This window comes from Ornithinimicrobium pekingense DSM 21552 (assembly GCF_000421185.1).
Classification (GTDB): Bacteria; Actinomycetota; Actinomycetes; order Actinomycetales; family Dermatophilaceae; genus Ornithinicoccus; species Ornithinicoccus pekingensis.
On the sequence record NZ_ATWJ01000011.1, the window covers coordinates 214,703 to 230,214 of the forward strand.

Sequence of the window (15,512 nt, forward strand, 5' to 3'; positions counted from 1 at the left end):
GGTCATGTCAGCACTGCCGGTCCCGGCCGGCGCCCCCGAGCACCTGACGCTGGGCAGCGCCCGCGGCCGCGTCACGTTGACCGCGGTCACCCTCGGCTCCGGCATCGCGATCCTGGACGGGTCCATCGTCAACGTCGCGCTGAAGACGATCGGCGCCGACCTGGACGCCTCGCTGGCCCAGCTGCAGTGGGTCGTCAACGGCTACCTGCTCGCGCTCGCCTCCCTCGTGCTCGTCGGCGGCGCGCTGGGTGACCGCTGGGGGCGTCGCCGCGTCTACCTGGTCGGGATGGGCTGGTTCCTGGTCGGCTCGGTCGCCTGCGCCCTGGCGCAGTCCCCCGAGCAGCTGGTCACCATGCGCTTCGTGCAGGGCGTCGGGGCCGCCCTGCTGACCCCGGGCGCGCTGGCGATCATCCAGTCCTCCTTCCGGGCGCAGGACCGGGGTGCGGCGATCGGCACCTGGGCCGGGCTCTCCGGCATCGCCACCGCCGTCGGCCCGTTCGTCGGGGGGTGGATCGTCGACTACGCCAGCTGGCGGTGGATCTTCGCCATCAACGTCCCGCTGTGCCTCGTGGTGATCGCCCTGGCGTGGTGGGCCGCGCCGGAGTCGCGCACGCCCAGCCCCGGGCGCTTCGACGGGGCGGGGGCGGTGCTCGCCGTCGTCGGTCTGGGCACCCTCACCTTCGCCCTGACCGACGCGTCCACGGGCCGCCCCGCGGTCGTCGCCGGCACCGCGGCCCTCGCCGTCGCCGCGCTGACCGCCTTCCTCCTCGTCGAGCACCGCCGTCGGTCCCCGCTGCTGCCCCTCGGCCTGTTCCGTTCCCGCGTCTTCTCCGCCGCCAACGCCATGACCTTCCTCGTCTACGGCGCCCTGGCCGTGCAGTCCCTCGTGCTCGTGCTGCAGCTGCAGGTCTCGGCCGGCTGGTCCGCGCTCGCCGCGGGGCTCACCGCCTTGCCGGTGACGGCGGCGCTCATGCTGCTGTCCACCTGGGCGGGCGCCCTCTCCAGCCGCATCGGCCCCCGCCTGCCGATGACCGTCGGACCGCTCGTCTGCGCGGCGGGGCTCCTGCTGCTCCTCGGCGCCGGCCAGGGCACCCGCTGGTATGACGTGCTGCCCGGCCTGGTCGTCTTCGCCCTCGGCCTGGCCCTGCTCGTCTCCCCGCTGACCACCGCGGTCCTGGCCGCGGCGCCGGAGGAGAACGCCGGGGTGGCCAGCGGCATCAACAACGCGGTCGCGCGCGCCGGGTCCCTGCTCGCGGTCGCCGCCCTGCCCGTCCTCGCCGGGCTGTCCGGCGACTCCTACCTCGACCCGGCCGCCATGACCTCCGGCTACCGGGTCGCGATCGCCGCCTGCGCCGCGCTCATGGCCGCCGGCGGGGTGATCAGCTGGTTCGGCCTGGGCCCGCGGGTCGCACCGGTCACGAACGAAGAAGCCGGCGCGCCCTCGCCACCGCTAGCGTGAACGGCATGCACACGACGTTCGCCGGACAGGTGGAGCAGATCTTCGGACGGTTCCTCGTGCGGCTCCCGGAGGAGGCGAGCCGGTCGCTGCCCTCCCGTGGACAGGTGGCCGTCGAGGCGCGGGTGGACGGCCATCCCTGGACCACCGTCGTCGAGCCGGACGGCCGACGGGGACACTGGCTGGCTGTCGACGCGTCGCTGCAGCAGGCGCTGCGGCTGGAGGGCGGCGAGACGGTCGACGTCGAGCTGACACCGACGAAGGCGTGGCCCGAGCCGCAGCTGCCCGACGACCTCGACGCGGCGCTCGCCGACGCCCCCGACCTCGAGGAGCACTGGGCGGGCCTCACGCCGATGGCCCGGTGGGAGTGGGTGCGCTGGGTCGGCGCGACGAAGAGCCCGCAGACCCGTTCCAAGCGGGTCGGGGTGAGCATCGACAAGCTGCGCAGCGGCAGCCGCCGCCCGTGCTGCTTCGACCTCTCCTCCTGCACCGACCCCGAGCTGGCCCGGAGCGGCAGGCTGGTCGAGCCGGACCCCGCCTGAGGCGGTGGCGGAGGCCTCAGTCGACGTCGCCGTCCCGCAGTTCCTCCAGCGTCGTGGCCACCCGCCGGTCCACGGCGCGACGCAGCGACTCCATCGTCCACTCCTCCGGCTCGTCGCGGGTCGGGGAGACACGGGCGGTGACCAGCAGCAGGGTTCCGCCGTCGCGGGCCCCGGCACCCAGGAGATAGTCGTCGATGACCTCGACACCCCCGTCCGTCTCGACGCAGCCCGCGGTCCCCCGGGCCACCACCTGGAGCGCCAGCTCGCACAGGTCGCGGCCGCGCACCGGGACCAGGTAGGCCTCCGGCCAGGCAGCAGAGGAGCCTGCGTGCGGCGACAGGTTGACCCGCACGACCCCACCGACCCCCTCGCGCACCCCGCCGCGGGCGTAGGACACGGAGAAGTCGGCGAACGTCGGTGCCGTCACCGTGTCCACCCCGACCGCCTCGAGCTCGACGAGCTGGCGGTGGTCCCGCTCCACGGAGATCCAGGTCACCCCGGCGGTCACCAGTCCCAGCACCACGACGACGGGCACGACACGCCCGACCCGGCTCCGCCCCGGTTGGTGCGCCCAGTGGGCCAGGGCGCCGAACATCCCGCCGACGACCACCCAGCTCCACCACGGCGTCAGGGGCGGGTGCGGCTGACGTGGCCAGATGTCACCCAGGCCCTGGATCAGGACCACGACCGCGGACCCGCCGAGGAACGCCGAGAGCGTCGGCCCGAGGACGGGACGCAGCTGCAGCACCCGGCGGGCCACGAGCGCGACGACCAGGATGCCGAGGGTCCACATCGCGGCCGAGACCGGAGCGCCGAAGCACTCGCTGATCGTGCCGCACTCGCGGGTCGTCGGCTCCCACGCCAGCCACAGCAGGCCACCGACGACCACGCCCACGACCGCGCTGGCAGCCGCAGCCGCTCCTGCTGACGTCACGTCGTCGCCCCTCCCCCGGTCGTCCGGCCGGACCGGTCGCATGGGTGCCGGTCCGGCCGATCGTAGACCGGCTGTCCGATCGTGGACGAGGCAGACACCCCGGAGACGACCTCACCCCCGCCCAGCGGTCCGGACGGGGGTGAGGGACGAGCCTCCGGTGAGGGAGGGTCACCTGGCGGTGGCGGTGGGATTTGAACCCACGGAGGACTTGCGCCCTCACACGCTTTCGAGGCGTGCTCCTTAGGCCGCTCGGACACGCCACCGCCGGACAGGTTACCCGAGGGGGCGGGATGCCCCGAAATCCGGTCGGCCGTGCGCGGGCCACCCGGGTGAGTGGCTCCCGCACGCCTGAGCCCGCTTCCGCGTGCACCGGACACTCACGTGAGTGGCTCGTGCACGCGGACGTCGGGATCGCCGTGCACGAGGCACCCGGGTGAGTGGCTTGTGCACGCTCGCGGCCGCCGGTCAGCCGCGCCGCTCGCCGAAGAAGTCCACCAGCAACCGGCCGCACTCCTCCTCGAGGATCCCGCCGACCACCTCCGGCCGGTGCAGGGCGCGGCGGTCACGGGGCAGGTCCCACACCGACCCGCAGGCCCCGGCCTTGGGGTCCCAGGCGCCGAGCACGATCCGGTCCACGCGCGCCAGCACCGCCGCGCCCGCGCACATGGCGCACGGCTCCAGCGTCACCACCAGCGTGCAGCCGTCCAGGCGCCAGGAGCCGAGCGCCGAGCCGGCCTCGCGCAGGGCCACCACCTCGGCGTGCCCGGTGGGGTCGTGCTCCAGCTCGCGCCGGTTGCGCCCCCGGCCGAGCACCGACCCGTCCGGGCCGACGACGACGGCACCGATCGGGACGTCGCCCGAGCCGGCCACCGCCCGCGCCTGGTCCAGCGCCAGCCGCATCCACGCCGCATACCCCTCCTGCCCCCACGCCGGGGACGGCGTCCGCGCGGGCGCCGACGGGCCACCCGGGGGGTGTTCCGCGGCACCGCCCTCGGGCGGGGTGTGCTGGCCTGCTGTCACGACCTAGAGTCTGACCCATGCGCGTCCACGTTGCCGACCACCCGCTCATCGCCCACAAGCTGACCTACCTGCGGGACAGGCGGACCGACACCCCGACCTTCCGCCGGCTCACCGACGAGCTGGTGACGCTGCTGGCCTACGAGGCGACGCGTGACGTGCGCGTCACCCCCTTCGACATCGTCACCCCGGTCGCCCCGACGACCGGCATCCACCTGTCCTCCCCCAAGCCGCTGGTCGTGCCGATCCTGCGTGCGGGCCTGGGGATGCTCGACGGCATGATGCGCATGGTCCCCACCGCCGAGGTCGGCTTCCTGGGCATGGTGCGCAACGAGGAGACGCTCGAGGCGCACACCTACGCCAACCGGCTGCCCGACGACCTGGACCGGCGCCAGTGCTACGTCCTCGACCCGATGCTGGCCACCGGCGGCACGCTCGCCGCGGCGATCCGCTTCCTGGTCGAGCGCGGCGCCGACGACATCACGGCCATCACGCTGCTGTCGGCGCCGGAGGGCATCGAGCGGCTGCAGGCCGACCTGACCGACGTGGGCGCGCCCGTCACGGTCGTCACCGGCGCGATCGACGAGCGCCTCAACGAGCAGGGCTACATCGTCCCGGGCCTCGGCGACGCGGGCGACCGGCTCTACGGCATCGTCTGAGGAAGGAGCTGCCCGTGCGGGTCTCGAGGCGCTCGGCGGTCGAGCCGTTCCACGTCATGGAGGTGCTCAAGGCCGCGGCCGAGCGCCAGCGCACCCACGGTGACGTGATCATGCTGTGCGCGGGCCAGCCGTCGACCCCGGCGCCGGCGCCCGCGCTCGAGGCGGCCGTCGCCGCGACGACGACCCAGGTGCTCGGCTACACCGAGTCCAACGGGATCCTGCCGCTGCGGCACGCCATCGCCGACCACCACCGCGAGACCGCCGGCGTCGAGGTCGCCCCCGAGGACGTCGTCGTCTTCCCCGGCTCCTCGGGCGCGTTCACCGCGCTCTTCCTGGCCGCCCTCGACGCCGGTGACACGGTCGCGATGACCCGCCCCGGCTACCCGGCCTACCGCAACACCCTCCAGGCGCTGGGCTGCGAGGTGCTCGAGCTCGACTGCGGCGCGGACACCCGCTACCAGCCGACGGTCGCGATGCTCGAGGCGCTCGACGAGCCGCCGGCCGGCCTCATCGTGGCCTCCCCCGCCAACCCGACCGGCACCATCATCGACAGCGACGTGCTCGCCGACCTCGCCCGGTGGTGCGAGGAGCACGGCACCCTGCTCGTCAGCGACGAGATCTACCACGGCCTGTCCTACGGCCGCCCGACCGCCAGCGCCTGGCAGACTTCCCGCGAGGCCGTCGTGGTCGGCTCGGTCAGCAAGTACTTCTCGATGACCGGCTGGCGCATCGGCTGGCTCCTGGCCCCCGCCGACCTGCGCCGCCCGCTCGAGGTGCTCACCGGCAACCTCAACATCTGCCCGCCCACCGTCGCGCAGTACGCCGCGCTCGGGGCGCTCTCCCCGCAGGCGCGGGCCGAGCTCGAGGGGCACCGCGCGAGGTATGCCGCCACGCGCGAGCTGCTCATCCGGCGCCTTCCCGAGGTCGGGCTGCGCGACTACGCACCGCCGGACGGCGCGTTCTACGCCTGGTGCGACGTGGGCCACCTCACCGACGACTCGGTGGCCTGGTGCCGCGACCTGCTGGCCGACTGCGGGGTGGCGATCACCCCCGGCGTCGACTTCGACACCCTCGAGGGCCACCGGATGGTCCGGCTCAGCTTCGCCGGGTCGACGGCCGAGGTCGACGAGGCGCTGGACCGGATGGCGGCCAGCCCGCTGCTGCGCCGCTGAGCCGACACGCCTGCGGGGGCGACGGCATACCCCGTCCCCTCTGTCACACTGGCACCAGATCCATGACCTCGACCCACCCCGACTGGAGGACTCGATGCCGCCCACGGTCAAGAAGGTCCTGCACTGGCTCGTGTGGGGATTCGTCATCTACGCGATCATCACCAACCCCGACCGCGCCGCCGACATCGTCGGCGCCGTGTGGGACATCATCAGCCAGGGCTTCCTCAACATCGGCCGCTTCTTCAACAACCTCATGGGCGGCTGACGCAGGAGCGCCATGGCAGCCGCCCCACCGGTGGTCCGCATCAGCCGACGGATCCTCGACCGCTACCTGCTGGACGACGAGACCCCGGTCGTCGCCACGCGCCAGCACTGGGCGCGGCTGGCCGAGCCGTTCGCGACCACCCTGGTGGCGCTGCTGGCGGTCGGCGCGCTGACCGCCTCGCTCGACGCCCGCACCGAGCCGCTCGGCACGGTGCTGTGGGTGCTGTGGTTCGTCGTCGCGGCGCGGGCCGTCTGGCGCCTGCTGGAGTGGCACAACGAGTGGTTCGTGGCCACCGACCGGCGCATCCTGCTCGTCTACGGCCTGCTCACGCAGAAGGTGGCGATGATGCCGCTGCGCAAGGTCACGGACATGAACTACGGCCGCTCGGTCCTGGGCCGTCTGCTCGGCTACGGCCAGTTCGTGCTGGAGTCGGCCGGCCAGGACCAGGCGATGCGCACGATCAGCTGGGTGCCCGAGCCCGACGAGAAGTACCGCCGCATCTGCGCCACGATCTTCGGCCCCGACGGCGACGACGAGGACGACAACGCCTGGCACCGGGTCGAGGACGCCTTCGACCAGCACGTCGACCCCGACCCCTGGGACACCACCTTCGACGACGAGTCGCCCCACCCCACCGACCGTTTCGACCCCGACATCGTCCAGGTCCCGGTCGGGCAGCGGCCCGGGCCCGTCCGCCGCGAGCCGCGGCGGGAGCGCTGGGAGCAGGTGCGCCGCGAGGAGCTGCCGCGCGACTGGGAGTGGGTCGAGGACGAGGCCCGCCGGGCGCGCTCGGCGACCCGCCGCCGCGGGGTCGCCGTCGACCCCGACCCCACCCCACCCTGGGCCTGAGCCCCTCCTGTGGACCGCACGTAGCAGAACTGTGGGGAAACCGTGGACCGTCGGTGGACGTTTCCCCCGCCCGCAGCTTCTCGGCTCTGCCACACTGGCGAGATAGGCACCGTGACGTCTATCACAACCCGTGGGAGGGGACATGTCGCTGTCGGTCAAGGGGACCCTGCAGCTCCTGGTATGGGGTTTCGTCGTCTTCGTCATCATCACCGCGCCCGACCGGGCCTCGGCGTTCCTGCAGGACGCGTGGGACCTCGTCGCGCCGGCCTTCCTCAACCTGGGCCGGTTCCTGGGCAACCTGATCGCCTGAGCCGGCGCCGGTCAGTCGTTCCGACGGGTCAGTCCCGGGCGGGCTCGACGTCGAGCACCCAGCGGTCGCCCTCCGGTCGGAAGCCGATCCGGCCGTAGTAGGGGTTCTGCATGCCCGCGGGCGTGAGCACCCGCCGCACCCCGCGCCCGCTGAACAGGCCCGAGTCGCGGAAGACGAACTCGCCCGGGGAGAAGTCGCGGTAGGCCGGCGTCACCCAGTCGAGCAGCACCTCGGCGGTGCTCCCGCCTGCGTCACGGGCCAGCACCACCCCGACGGTGGCGTCCCCGTGCAGCACGAGGTATGCCGCGTCCACGTCGGCAGGCGCGAAGGTGAAGCCGGGGTTGATGCGCGCGATGTCCTCGCGGTGGCGGTCCAGGACGTAGGCCAGGTAGGCGTCGTCGGCGGGCACCTCCAGCACGGTGTAGCTGCGCTCGTCGTGCCGGGTCCGCAGCATCCGCCACAGGTAGACGACGTTGATCAGCGCGAGCACGACGTTGAGGCCGACCATCGGCCAGACCTCGACGATCGTGTTGTAGACCAGCAGCACGAGGCAGCCGACCAGGTTGATCACGCGCAGCCGCAGCAGCCGCGTCTGCAGCAGGGACAGCACGAGGACGGCCGACCCGGTCCAGCCCAGGACCTCGATCCAGTTCACCCGAGCAGGTTAGGGCCTGGGTGCACGGCATACCTAGAATCCCCCCATGGCAGTCCGTCCCATCACCGTCATCGGCCACAAGGCCCTCCACTCCCCGACCAAGAAGGTCAAGGAGGTCACCGAGGAGATCCGCACCCTCGTCGAGGACATGTTCGAGACGATGGAGGCGGCCGAGGGTGTCGGGCTGGCCGCCAACCAGGTGGGCTCGCGGGTGCGGATCTTCGTCTACGACTGTCCCGTGCCGGACGGGCCCAACGCCCGCGGCGTGGTCGTCAACCCCGTGCTGGAGCGGCTCGGCACCCCGCCGCCGCTGGAGGAGGAGGAGCACGGCGAGGGCTGCCTGTCCGTGCCGGGCGAGTGGTTCCCGCTGGCCCGCCACCCCCGCGCGCGGGTGACCGGCACCGACCTCGACGGCAACGAGGTCGTCGTCGAGGGCGAGGGCCTGCTGGCCCGGTGCCTGCAGCACGAGACCGACCACCTCGACGGCTACCTCTACATCGACCGGCTGACCGGCCCGGTCAAGGCCGAGGCCCGCGAGGCCGTCAAGGACCGCGGGTGGGCCGCCGACGGCGTCCTGCGCTGGGACCCCTCGGAGACCACCGCGGACAAGGTCTGAGGTGACCGTCGGCGTCACCGTCTGCACCGGCTGCGTGGGCAGCACCCTCGGCAGCGCCGACCCTCTGCGGGGTGGCCAGCACACCCGCTGGGAGGAGCTGGCCGAGCGCGGCGACGTGCGCGTCACCGAGGTGGACTGCCTCGACGTGTGCACCACCGACGTCGCGGTGGTCCGCCCCACCGCGCAGGGGCGCCGCCGCGGCGGGCGGGCCTTCTGGATGCAGGGCGTGGCCGGCGACCCGGTCACCGACGCGGTCGAGGAGTGGTGCCGCCTCGGCGGCCCCGGCCTGTCCCCCACGCCGCCGGTGCTGCTCGCCCACCACGCGACACCGCCGGAGGACTGAGCTACTCCATGTCCTCCAGCTCGCGGCCCTTGGTCTCCGGGACCCACCTGAGCACGAAGAAGAAGGACAGCAGCGCGCACAGGGTGTAGAAGCCGTAGGCCACGCCCAGGCCCAGGTCGGCCATGACCGGGAAGGTCGTGGAGATGGCGAAGTTGGCCAGCCACTGCGCCGCGGCGGCGATGCCCAGGGCGGTGGCGCGGATGCGGTTGTTGAACATCTCCCCGAGCAGCACCCACACGCCCGGGCCCCACGACATACCGAAGAAGACGACGAAGGCGTTGGCGGCCACGAGCGCGACGACGCCCTGGGAGTCGGAGAGCACCGGCACCATCTGCTCGCCCTGCTGGACCCGGTCGGCGGTCGCGAAGACCCACGCCATCGTGCCGAGCGAGGCGAACATGCCCGCGGAGCCGATGAGCAGGAGCACGCGGCGCCCGATCTTGTCGATGAGCGCGATGGCCACCACCGTCACCGCGATGTTGGTGACCGAGGTGATGACCGTCTGGGTGAGCGCGTCGTCCTCGGTGAACCCGACGGCCTGCCACAGGGTCGAGGAGTAGTAGAAGATGACGTTGATCCCGACGAACTGCTGGAAGACCGACAGACCGATGCCGATCCACACGATCGGCAGCACCTTGCCGGCCGACCCGCGCAGGTCCGACAGCGAGGCGCGGGCCTCCTGGCGGACGGTCCGGCGGATCTCCTTGATGCGCTCGGGGATGCCCCTGAGCATCACCCGTCCGAGCACCTCGCGGGCCTCGTCGACCCGGCCGAGGGAGACCAGGTAGCGCGGCGACTCGGGGATGGTCAGCGCCAGGACGCCGTAGGCGACCGCCGGCACGACCTCGGCCCAGAACATCCACCGCCAGGCGACGCTGCCCCACAGCGCCTCACCGGAGCCGCCGGCCACGCTGGCCAGGAAGTAGTCGGAGAGCAGCGCGACGAAGATGCCCACCACGATGGCCATCTGCTGCAGCGAGCCGAGGCGCCCGCGGATGGAGGCCGGGGAGATCTCGGCGATGTAGGCGGGGGCGATGACCGAGGCCGCCCCGACGCCCATGCCGCCGACGACCCGCCAGAAGATCATGTCCCAGGGACCGAACGCCAGGCCCGAGCCGATCGCCGAGACGGTGAAGAGGGCAGAGGCCAGGACCATCACGCGGATGCGCCCGACGCGCTCGGCGAGCCGGCCGGCCAGGTAGGCACCGACCATGCAGCCCAGCAGCGCCGAGCTCACGACGAAGCCGGTCAGGACCGACCCCATCTCGAACTCCTCGCGCATGGCGCCGACCGCGCCGTTGATCACGGCCGTGTCGAAGCCGAAGAGGAAGCCGCCCAGGGCGGCGACCGAGGCGAGCTGGACCGCCTTGCCGAGCAGGTAGTCGCGCCCGCCGTCGCCTCCGCGGGCGGTGGTGCTCGTCTCGCTCGTCGACATCGTCGTCCCCCTCGCGGAGCGGTTGCCGCACCGGCCGGTGCGGCAGTGACACACAGTGTGCGCCCGATCGCCCGAGCCCGCCAGGTGTGGCCGACCCTGGACTAACCTGCTGGTCATGGGCAGAGTCGTCGTGACGGGACAGGTGCCGCCGCAGGCCGTCGAGGCGCTCGCCGCGGCCGGGCACGAGGTCGACACCTGGGAGGACGAGGACCAGATCCCCCGCGGGACGCTGCTGGAGCGGGTGCGCGGGGCCGACGGCCTGCTCACCCTCGTCACCGAGCGTGTCGACGCCGAGCTGCTCGACGCCGCCGGCGGGCAGCTCGCGGTGGTGGCCAACGTGGCGGTGGGCTACGACAACATCGACCTCGAGGCCTGCCGCGAGCGCGGGGTCGTGGTCACCAACACCCCCGGCGTGCTCACCGACGCCACCGCCGACCTCGCGATGGCGCTCGTCCTCATGGTCACGCGCCGGCTCGGCGAGGCCGAACGGCTCGTCCGCTCGGGCCAGGACTGGCAGTGGGGTATGGGGTTTCTGCTCGGCCGGGGCCTGCAGGGACGCACGCTGGGCGTCGTCGGCCTGGGCGAGATCGGGCGTGCGACCGCCCGGCGGGCCCGGGCGTTCGGGATGGAGATCGCCTACAGCGGCCGGCGCGACGCCCCGGCCGAGGTCGTGCACGAGCTGGACGCCCGGCGGCTGCCCCTGGAGGAGCTGCTCGAGGCCAGCGACGTCCTCTCCCTGCACGTGCCGCACACGCCCGGGACCCACCACCTCCTCGGCGCCGAGCAGCTGCGCCTGCTCGGCCCCACGGCATACCTGGTGAACACCGCGCGCGGACCGGTCGTCGACGAGGACGCGCTGGTCCGGGCGCTGGAGGCGGGCGAGATCGCCGGGGCGGGCCTGGACGTCTACGAGGACGAGCCCACCGTGCACCCCGGGCTGCTCGGCCGCGACGACGTGGTGCTGCTGCCGCACGTCGGCTCGGCCACGGTCGAGACGCGCACCGCGATGGCCACCCTCGCCGCGGACAACGTCGTCGCCGTGCTCGGCGGACGGGAGGCGCCCACGCCGGTGAGGTGACGCTGACCAGCGGAAAGTGTGACGCATCCGTCTCTGGAGGGGCCTGCCGGAACAGGCACCCCTTCTGTCACTATGTCCCTGTCGGACGAGGAGGTATGACGTGAGGGTGGGGGGCTCCACGTTCGATGCCGCGACGGCCGAGGCCGACCGCGCCATCGAGCGCTACGGCCTGCTCACGGGGCCGGTGGACCAGGAGCTGCAGGCGCTGTCCGACCTGGCCGCGCGCGTCTTCAGCACCCCCCACGCCGCGATCAACATCCTGACCACCACCCAGCAGCACCAGGTCGCCACCACCGGCTTCGAGCCGGCGGTGTGCGCCCGCGACGACTCGATGTGCGCCGTCGTGGCCGCGGTGCCGGAGGCGGTCGTGGTCCCCGACGCCCGCCTCGACGACCGGTTCGCGGGCAACCCGTTCGTCACCGGCGAGCTCGGCGTCCGGTTCTACGCCTCGGCCCCGCTGGTCACCCCCGACGGCGTCGCGCTGGGGCGGTTGTGCGTCTTCGACGTCGAGCCGCGGAAGTCCACCGACGAGCAGCGCGACGCCCTCACCTTCCTGGCCGCCCGCGTCACCGACGTGCTCGAGCTGCGGCTGCGCGGCCAGCAGCTGGAGGAGTCGCTGCTGGAGCTGACCTACGCGCGCGACGAGCTGGCCCGGTCCAACGAGGCGCTGTGGCACTTCGCCACGCAGGTGAGCCACGACCTGCGCAACCCGCTCATGGCGGTGCGCGCCAACGCCGAGATGCTCGCGCAGGAGCCCGCGGTCGCGCAGGACCCTGACCTGGTCGCCGTGGTGGACCGCATCACCGAGGCGGCGCGCGGCATGGGGCGGATGATCCAGGACGTGCTCGCCCACGCCAAGGAGGGCGGCGGGCGGCCCGGCCGGGGCTGGGTGGACCTGGAGGAGGTCGTCGACCGCGCCCTGCTCGACCTCAGCCCGCTCATCAAGGACACGCGCGCCACCATCGAGGTCGCCGACCTGCCCACCGTCCCCGGCGACGCCGAGCTGCTCTACTCGGTGGTGCTCAACATCCTGGGCAACGCCCTGAAGTACACCTCCCCCGGCGTCGCCCCCGCGGTGACCATGACGGCCCGGCGGGAGGGCCGCTGCTGGCGGGTGACCGTCTCCGACAACGGCATCGGCGTGCCGCCGGGGCAGGAGCACTCGGTCTTCCTGCCCTACGTGCGGGCGCACGAGGGTCAGGGGCAGCCGCCGCGGGAGGGCTACGGCATCGGGCTGGCCACCGTGCACCGCGTCGTGACCGCGCACGCGGGACGGGTGGGTATGCAGCGCCGCCCGGGCGGGGGCAGCGACGTCTGGTTCGAGCTGCCGGCCGAGCCGTCCTACGTCGCGGAGGGCTGCGACTGACGTCTGTTACCTGCCGGTAACGATCTGTGGCGAAAGCGTGCAGAACGGCGGGGGATCGTGTGGACAAACCGTGGAACGACGCTCCGTAGTGTTTGAGACATCAACAAGGTCTCGACCACAAGCCCCAGGAGTTCCGCATGAACAGCTCGTCCCGCCGCTCCACCAAGGTCCTCGCCCCCCTCGCCGTGCTGCTCGCCGCCGGCGCGCTGGCCGTGGGCTCGGGTGCGACCTTCACCTCCGCCTCGAGCAACAGCATCAGCTCGGTGACCGCGGGCTCGCTGTCGCACATGAACGACAAGGACGAGCAGGCGATCTTCACCGCCGGCAACATCAAGCCGGGTGACACGGTCACCGGCAGCCTGACGCTGGAGAACACCGGCACCCTGGCCGGCACGCTGAGCCTGACCGAGACCGAGTCCACCAACAGCTTCGTCCCGGGTGATCTGCGGATGAAGATCGTGGACGACAAGGGCACCGTGGTCCTCGACGGTGAGTTCGGTGAGCTCGTGGACGGCACCAAGAACGGGCTGGGTACCTTCTCTCCCGGCGACGTCCGCGAGTACACCTTCACCGTGCACCTTCCTATGGGTGCCGGCAACGACAACCAGGGCATGACGGCCTCTGCCTCCTACTCCTGGGACCTGGTTCAGCTCGGCGGCTGAACCCCTCGACGTGGGGCGCCCGTGAACGCCCCATGACCCCGGCCCGGCGGTGGTAGGGACCCACCGCCGGGCCACCGGGCTTCTCCGCCCGGCCGCACGCGCACCCGGCACCACCGCACCACTGCTCACCACCTCGCGAAGGGCTGACGACATGCAGCGCATCAAGCACCAGGCCGCCCGCCTGCTGGGCCTGACCGGCAACCTGGCCCTCGTCGTGGTGGCCCTGGCGTGCGCGGCATACCTGCTCCCCCACCTGCTGGGGTACGAGCGCTACGTCATCACCGGCGGCTCGATGTCCGGCTCGATCGAGAAGGGCTCGATCGTCTTCGAGAGGCCGCGCCCCGTCGAGGAGCTGGCCGTCGGTGACGTCATCACCTACCTGCCGCCCGCCGACAGCGGCGTCGCCAACCTCGTGACCCACCGCATCGTCGAGATCGAGACCGACGAGCGCGGCGAGCTGGTGATGCGCACCAAGGGCGACGCCAACGCCGACGTCGACCCGTGGACCTTCAGCCTGGTCGACGACGTGCAGCCGGTCGTCGAGCACACCGTGCCGAAAGTCGGCTACCTGCTCATCGCGCTGGCCGACCGCGAGGTCCGCATGCTCGTCATCGGCGTCCCGGCTGCGATCATCGCCCTGCTCGCCCTGGTCGAGCTGACGCGCAACCTCGCCGGCATGTGGGTCGAGCGCGGCACGGGCCGCACCACTCCCCCTGGCCGTCCGGCGCACGCCGGCCGCACCCGCGAGCTCACCGCCCCGTAGCGTTCCACCTCGGCCCACCAGCACCAGCACCAGCACCAGCACCACGACCCGAGCAGGAGGACCCGTGCGCGACCTGCGCTCCACCAAGGTCCTCGTCCTCGGCGCCCTGGCGATGATGCTGCTGCTCACCACCAACTTCTCGACCGCTGCCTTCACCAGCAGCAGCACCGGCACGGGCACCGTCCGCGCCGCGGCCGACTGGACGCCGCCGACCGTGCGACTCCTCGACCCGGGCAGCCCGTTGAGCGGGACGCGCACGTTCGCCGCGAGCGACGTCACCGACGCCATCTCAGGCGTGGTCCGCGTGGAGATCCAGCGAGCGCCCAGGGGGGCGGACACCTGGAGCGCGGTGTGCACCGCGTCGGCACCCCCCTGGTCCTGCTCGGCCGACACGACCGTGATCGCCGACGGCAGCTACGACTTCCGGGCGGTCGCCACCGACGCGGCCGGCAACCCTGGCACCTCCGCCGTCATCGCCGACCGGGTGATCGCCAACGGCGCACCGGTGACCCCCGTGCCGCTGAACGGGGCGGACGTCCAGGCCACCAACGGAGGCACCCGCCCCGGGTGGCTGGAGACCGGCGACTCGATCACCTTCACCTTCGCCAGGTCGGTGCGTGCCACGGACGTGCTGCCCGGCTGGTCCGGCGAGCAGACCGAGGTCACGCTGCGGGTCCGCGACGGCAAGCACGTCGGACGCGGCGACGCGGAGGACGCGCTGGACGTCCTCTCGGGCGGTGCCGTCGTCAGCGGCCTGGGTTCGGTCAACCTGCGCACGGACCTCTACCAGACCAACCAGACGGCCACCTTCAACGCCATGATGCGGATGGGGACCGTGACGGTCGCCGGGGTCGCCCGGACCACCGTGACGGTGACGCTGGGCGGCGCACAGTCGGTGAACCCGAGCCACCTCTACGAGGGAGCGCCTGCGCACATGGTCTGGACGGACCCCACCGGAGGAACGGTGACCGAGTCCGGCGTCCTGGACCGGGACTTCTGATGGCCCTCCTGCGCACTTCCTCCTGCCCGGGCGCCACCCTCGTCACCGCGGTCCTGGGCGGCGTGCTGCTCGGCCAGGCCCTCGACGCCGACGTCACCGCCCACGCGGTGGCCACCGGGGCTGCGGGAGCCCTGGCGGCGCTGTCGGCCGCCCGCATGGCGACGACCGACTCCTTCGACGCGCGGCTGACGGCCGCCCTCGTCTGCGCCGTGAGCGGCGTGCTGGCGCTGCTGGCCATGGCCGTCGGCGTCCCCGGGAGCCCGGCCACGGACCTCACCGTGCCCGGGGCGACCCTGGTCGCCTGCGGCGTCCTGGTGCCTCTCCTGCTGGCCCGGCGCCACCGCCCGGTCCTCCCCAGGGACCGCGTGACCCGCCCGTATGCTCCCTGAC

General features: G+C 72.9%; 19 protein-coding genes and 1 tRNA gene. 15 read left to right on the forward strand and 5 right to left on the reverse strand.

What is annotated here, in order from left to right; translation table 11 throughout:
* Positions 1 to 4: 4 nt before the first annotated feature.
* Positions 5 to 1,459: an MFS transporter gene (locus K330_RS21005; RefSeq protein WP_022922114.1), complete on the forward strand. Its 1,455-nt coding sequence runs from the start codon at positions 5 to 7 to the stop codon at positions 1,457 to 1,459.
* Between the two features lie 5 nt (positions 1,460 to 1,464).
* Entirely contained in the window at positions 1,465 to 1,998 is a 534-nt protein-coding gene (locus K330_RS0112275) for a YdeI/OmpD-associated family protein (RefSeq protein WP_029202621.1), read from the forward strand.
* Positions 1,999 to 2,014: 16 nt separating this feature from the next.
* Here K330_RS0112275 and K330_RS0112280 read toward each other — a convergent pair whose 3' ends face one another.
* The 3 genes from K330_RS0112280 to K330_RS0112290 all read right to left on the reverse strand — a co-directional run bounded on the left by K330_RS0112280 (position 2,015) and on the right by K330_RS0112290 (position 3,832).
* Positions 2,015 to 2,932: a hypothetical protein gene (locus K330_RS0112280; protein WP_156875789.1), complete on the reverse strand. Its 918-nt coding sequence runs from the start codon at positions 2,930 to 2,932 to the stop codon at positions 2,015 to 2,017.
* A 173-nt stretch (positions 2,933 to 3,105) separates the two neighbouring features.
* A tRNA-Ser gene (locus tag K330_RS0112285) sits at positions 3,106 to 3,195 on the reverse strand.
* 202 nt (positions 3,196 to 3,397) lie between these two features.
* Positions 3,398 to 3,832 (reverse strand): nucleoside deaminase, encoded by a 435-nt coding sequence (locus K330_RS0112290; RefSeq protein WP_022922117.1) that lies wholly within the window; start codon positions 3,830 to 3,832, stop codon positions 3,398 to 3,400.
* 137 nt (positions 3,833 to 3,969) lie between these two features.
* Between K330_RS0112290 and upp the strand changes: the two genes are divergently transcribed.
* The 5 genes from upp (at position 3,970) to K330_RS23705 (ending at position 7,204) form a co-directional block, all read left to right on the forward strand.
* On the forward strand, positions 3,970 to 4,608 hold the full coding sequence (gene upp, locus K330_RS0112295; protein WP_022922118.1) for a uracil phosphoribosyltransferase: 639 nt from the start codon (positions 3,970 to 3,972) through the stop codon (positions 4,606 to 4,608).
* Between the two features lie 14 nt (positions 4,609 to 4,622).
* Positions 4,623 to 5,780, forward strand: a complete 1,158-nt coding sequence (locus tag K330_RS0112300; protein WP_022922119.1) for an aminotransferase class I/II-fold pyridoxal phosphate-dependent enzyme — start codon at positions 4,623 to 4,625, stop codon at positions 5,778 to 5,780.
* A 94-nt stretch (positions 5,781 to 5,874) separates the two neighbouring features.
* The gene (locus K330_RS23935) at positions 5,875 to 6,045 is read left to right on the forward strand and encodes a hypothetical protein (protein ID WP_022922120.1); all 171 of its coding nucleotides are present in this window, start codon (positions 5,875 to 5,877) and stop codon (positions 6,043 to 6,045) included.
* A gap of 12 nt (positions 6,046 to 6,057) precedes the next feature.
* Entirely contained in the window at positions 6,058 to 6,894 is an 837-nt protein-coding gene (locus K330_RS24070) for a PH domain-containing protein (RefSeq protein ID WP_022922121.1), read from the forward strand.
* A gap of 142 nt (positions 6,895 to 7,036) precedes the next feature.
* Positions 7,037 to 7,204: a hypothetical protein gene (locus tag K330_RS23705; protein ID WP_022922122.1), complete on the forward strand. Its 168-nt coding sequence runs from the start codon at positions 7,037 to 7,039 to the stop codon at positions 7,202 to 7,204.
* Between the two features lie 28 nt (positions 7,205 to 7,232).
* Here K330_RS23705 and K330_RS0112320 read toward each other — a convergent pair whose 3' ends face one another.
* The gene (locus tag K330_RS0112320) at positions 7,233 to 7,859 is read right to left on the reverse strand and encodes a YgjV family protein (RefSeq protein ID WP_022922123.1); all 627 of its coding nucleotides are present in this window, start codon (positions 7,857 to 7,859) and stop codon (positions 7,233 to 7,235) included.
* Between the two features lie 46 nt (positions 7,860 to 7,905).
* Here K330_RS0112320 and def point away from each other — a divergent pair, with 46 nt between their 5' ends.
* Together def and K330_RS0112330 are read left to right on the forward strand one after the other, a co-directional pair.
* Entirely contained in the window at positions 7,906 to 8,475 is a 570-nt protein-coding gene (gene def / locus K330_RS0112325; protein WP_022922124.1) for a peptide deformylase, read from the forward strand.
* 1 nt (position 8,476) lies between these two features.
* The gene (locus K330_RS0112330) at positions 8,477 to 8,818 is read left to right on the forward strand and encodes a hypothetical protein (protein ID WP_022922125.1); all 342 of its coding nucleotides are present in this window, start codon (positions 8,477 to 8,479) and stop codon (positions 8,816 to 8,818) included.
* Position 8,819: 1 nt separating this feature from the next.
* Here K330_RS0112330 and K330_RS0112335 read toward each other — a convergent pair whose 3' ends face one another.
* Positions 8,820 to 10,253, reverse strand: coding sequence for a sugar porter family MFS transporter (locus K330_RS0112335; RefSeq protein ID WP_022922126.1), 1,434 nt, complete (start codon positions 10,251 to 10,253; stop codon positions 8,820 to 8,822).
* 115 nt (positions 10,254 to 10,368) lie between these two features.
* Between K330_RS0112335 and K330_RS0112340 the strand changes: the two genes are divergently transcribed.
* From K330_RS0112340 to K330_RS0112365, 6 genes are all read left to right on the forward strand, one after another.
* Complete coding sequence (locus K330_RS0112340; RefSeq protein ID WP_022922127.1) at positions 10,369 to 11,331, forward strand: 2-hydroxyacid dehydrogenase; 963 nt, start codon at positions 10,369 to 10,371, stop codon at positions 11,329 to 11,331.
* A 100-nt stretch (positions 11,332 to 11,431) separates the two neighbouring features.
* Positions 11,432 to 12,697, forward strand: a complete 1,266-nt coding sequence (locus K330_RS21015) for a sensor histidine kinase (RefSeq protein WP_022922128.1) — start codon at positions 11,432 to 11,434, stop codon at positions 12,695 to 12,697.
* Between the two features lie 137 nt (positions 12,698 to 12,834).
* Positions 12,835 to 13,359, forward strand: coding sequence for a TasA family protein (locus tag K330_RS0112350; protein ID WP_022922129.1), 525 nt, complete (start codon positions 12,835 to 12,837; stop codon positions 13,357 to 13,359).
* A gap of 151 nt (positions 13,360 to 13,510) precedes the next feature.
* The gene (locus K330_RS21020; RefSeq protein ID WP_022922130.1) at positions 13,511 to 14,122 is read left to right on the forward strand and encodes a signal peptidase I; all 612 of its coding nucleotides are present in this window, start codon (positions 13,511 to 13,513) and stop codon (positions 14,120 to 14,122) included.
* Between the two features lie 64 nt (positions 14,123 to 14,186).
* Positions 14,187 to 15,122, forward strand: a complete 936-nt coding sequence (locus tag K330_RS0112360) for a hypothetical protein (protein ID WP_022922131.1) — start codon at positions 14,187 to 14,189, stop codon at positions 15,120 to 15,122.
* Positions 15,122 to 15,511 (forward strand): hypothetical protein, encoded by a 390-nt coding sequence (locus K330_RS0112365; RefSeq protein WP_022922132.1) that lies wholly within the window; start codon positions 15,122 to 15,124, stop codon positions 15,509 to 15,511. The genes K330_RS0112360 and K330_RS0112365 overlap by 1 nt, the downstream gene beginning before the upstream one ends.
* The last annotated feature ends 1 nt before the right edge of the window (position 15,512 follow it).

Coding starts and splice junctions, on each gene's coding strand:
- K330_RS24070 (WP_022922121.1), top strand. CDS start 6,058: ATGGCAGCCGCCCCACCGGTGGTCCGCATCAGCCGACGGATCCTCGAC.
- K330_RS21005 (WP_022922114.1), top strand. CDS start 5: ATGTCAGCACTGCCGGTCCCGGCCGGCGCCCCCGAGCACCTGACGCTG.
- K330_RS0112335 (WP_022922126.1), bottom strand. CDS start 10,253: ATGTCGACGAGCGAGACGAGCACCACCGCCCGCGGAGGCGACGGCGGG.
- K330_RS0112350 (WP_022922129.1), top strand. CDS start 12,835: ATGAACAGCTCGTCCCGCCGCTCCACCAAGGTCCTCGCCCCCCTCGCC.
- K330_RS0112275 (WP_029202621.1), top strand. CDS start 1,465: ATGCACACGACGTTCGCCGGACAGGTGGAGCAGATCTTCGGACGGTTC.
- upp (WP_022922118.1), top strand. CDS start 3,970: ATGCGCGTCCACGTTGCCGACCACCCGCTCATCGCCCACAAGCTGACC.
- K330_RS0112365 (WP_022922132.1), top strand. CDS start 15,122: ATGGCCCTCCTGCGCACTTCCTCCTGCCCGGGCGCCACCCTCGTCACC.
- K330_RS0112290 (WP_022922117.1), bottom strand. CDS start 3,832: ATGCGGCTGGCGCTGGACCAGGCGCGGGCGGTGGCCGGCTCGGGCGAC.
- K330_RS23935 (WP_022922120.1), top strand. CDS start 5,875: ATGCCGCCCACGGTCAAGAAGGTCCTGCACTGGCTCGTGTGGGGATTC.
- def (WP_022922124.1), top strand. CDS start 7,906: ATGGCAGTCCGTCCCATCACCGTCATCGGCCACAAGGCCCTCCACTCC.
- K330_RS23705 (WP_022922122.1), top strand. CDS start 7,037: ATGTCGCTGTCGGTCAAGGGGACCCTGCAGCTCCTGGTATGGGGTTTC.
- K330_RS0112340 (WP_022922127.1), top strand. CDS start 10,369: ATGGGCAGAGTCGTCGTGACGGGACAGGTGCCGCCGCAGGCCGTCGAG.
- K330_RS21020 (WP_022922130.1), top strand. CDS start 13,511: ATGCAGCGCATCAAGCACCAGGCCGCCCGCCTGCTGGGCCTGACCGGC.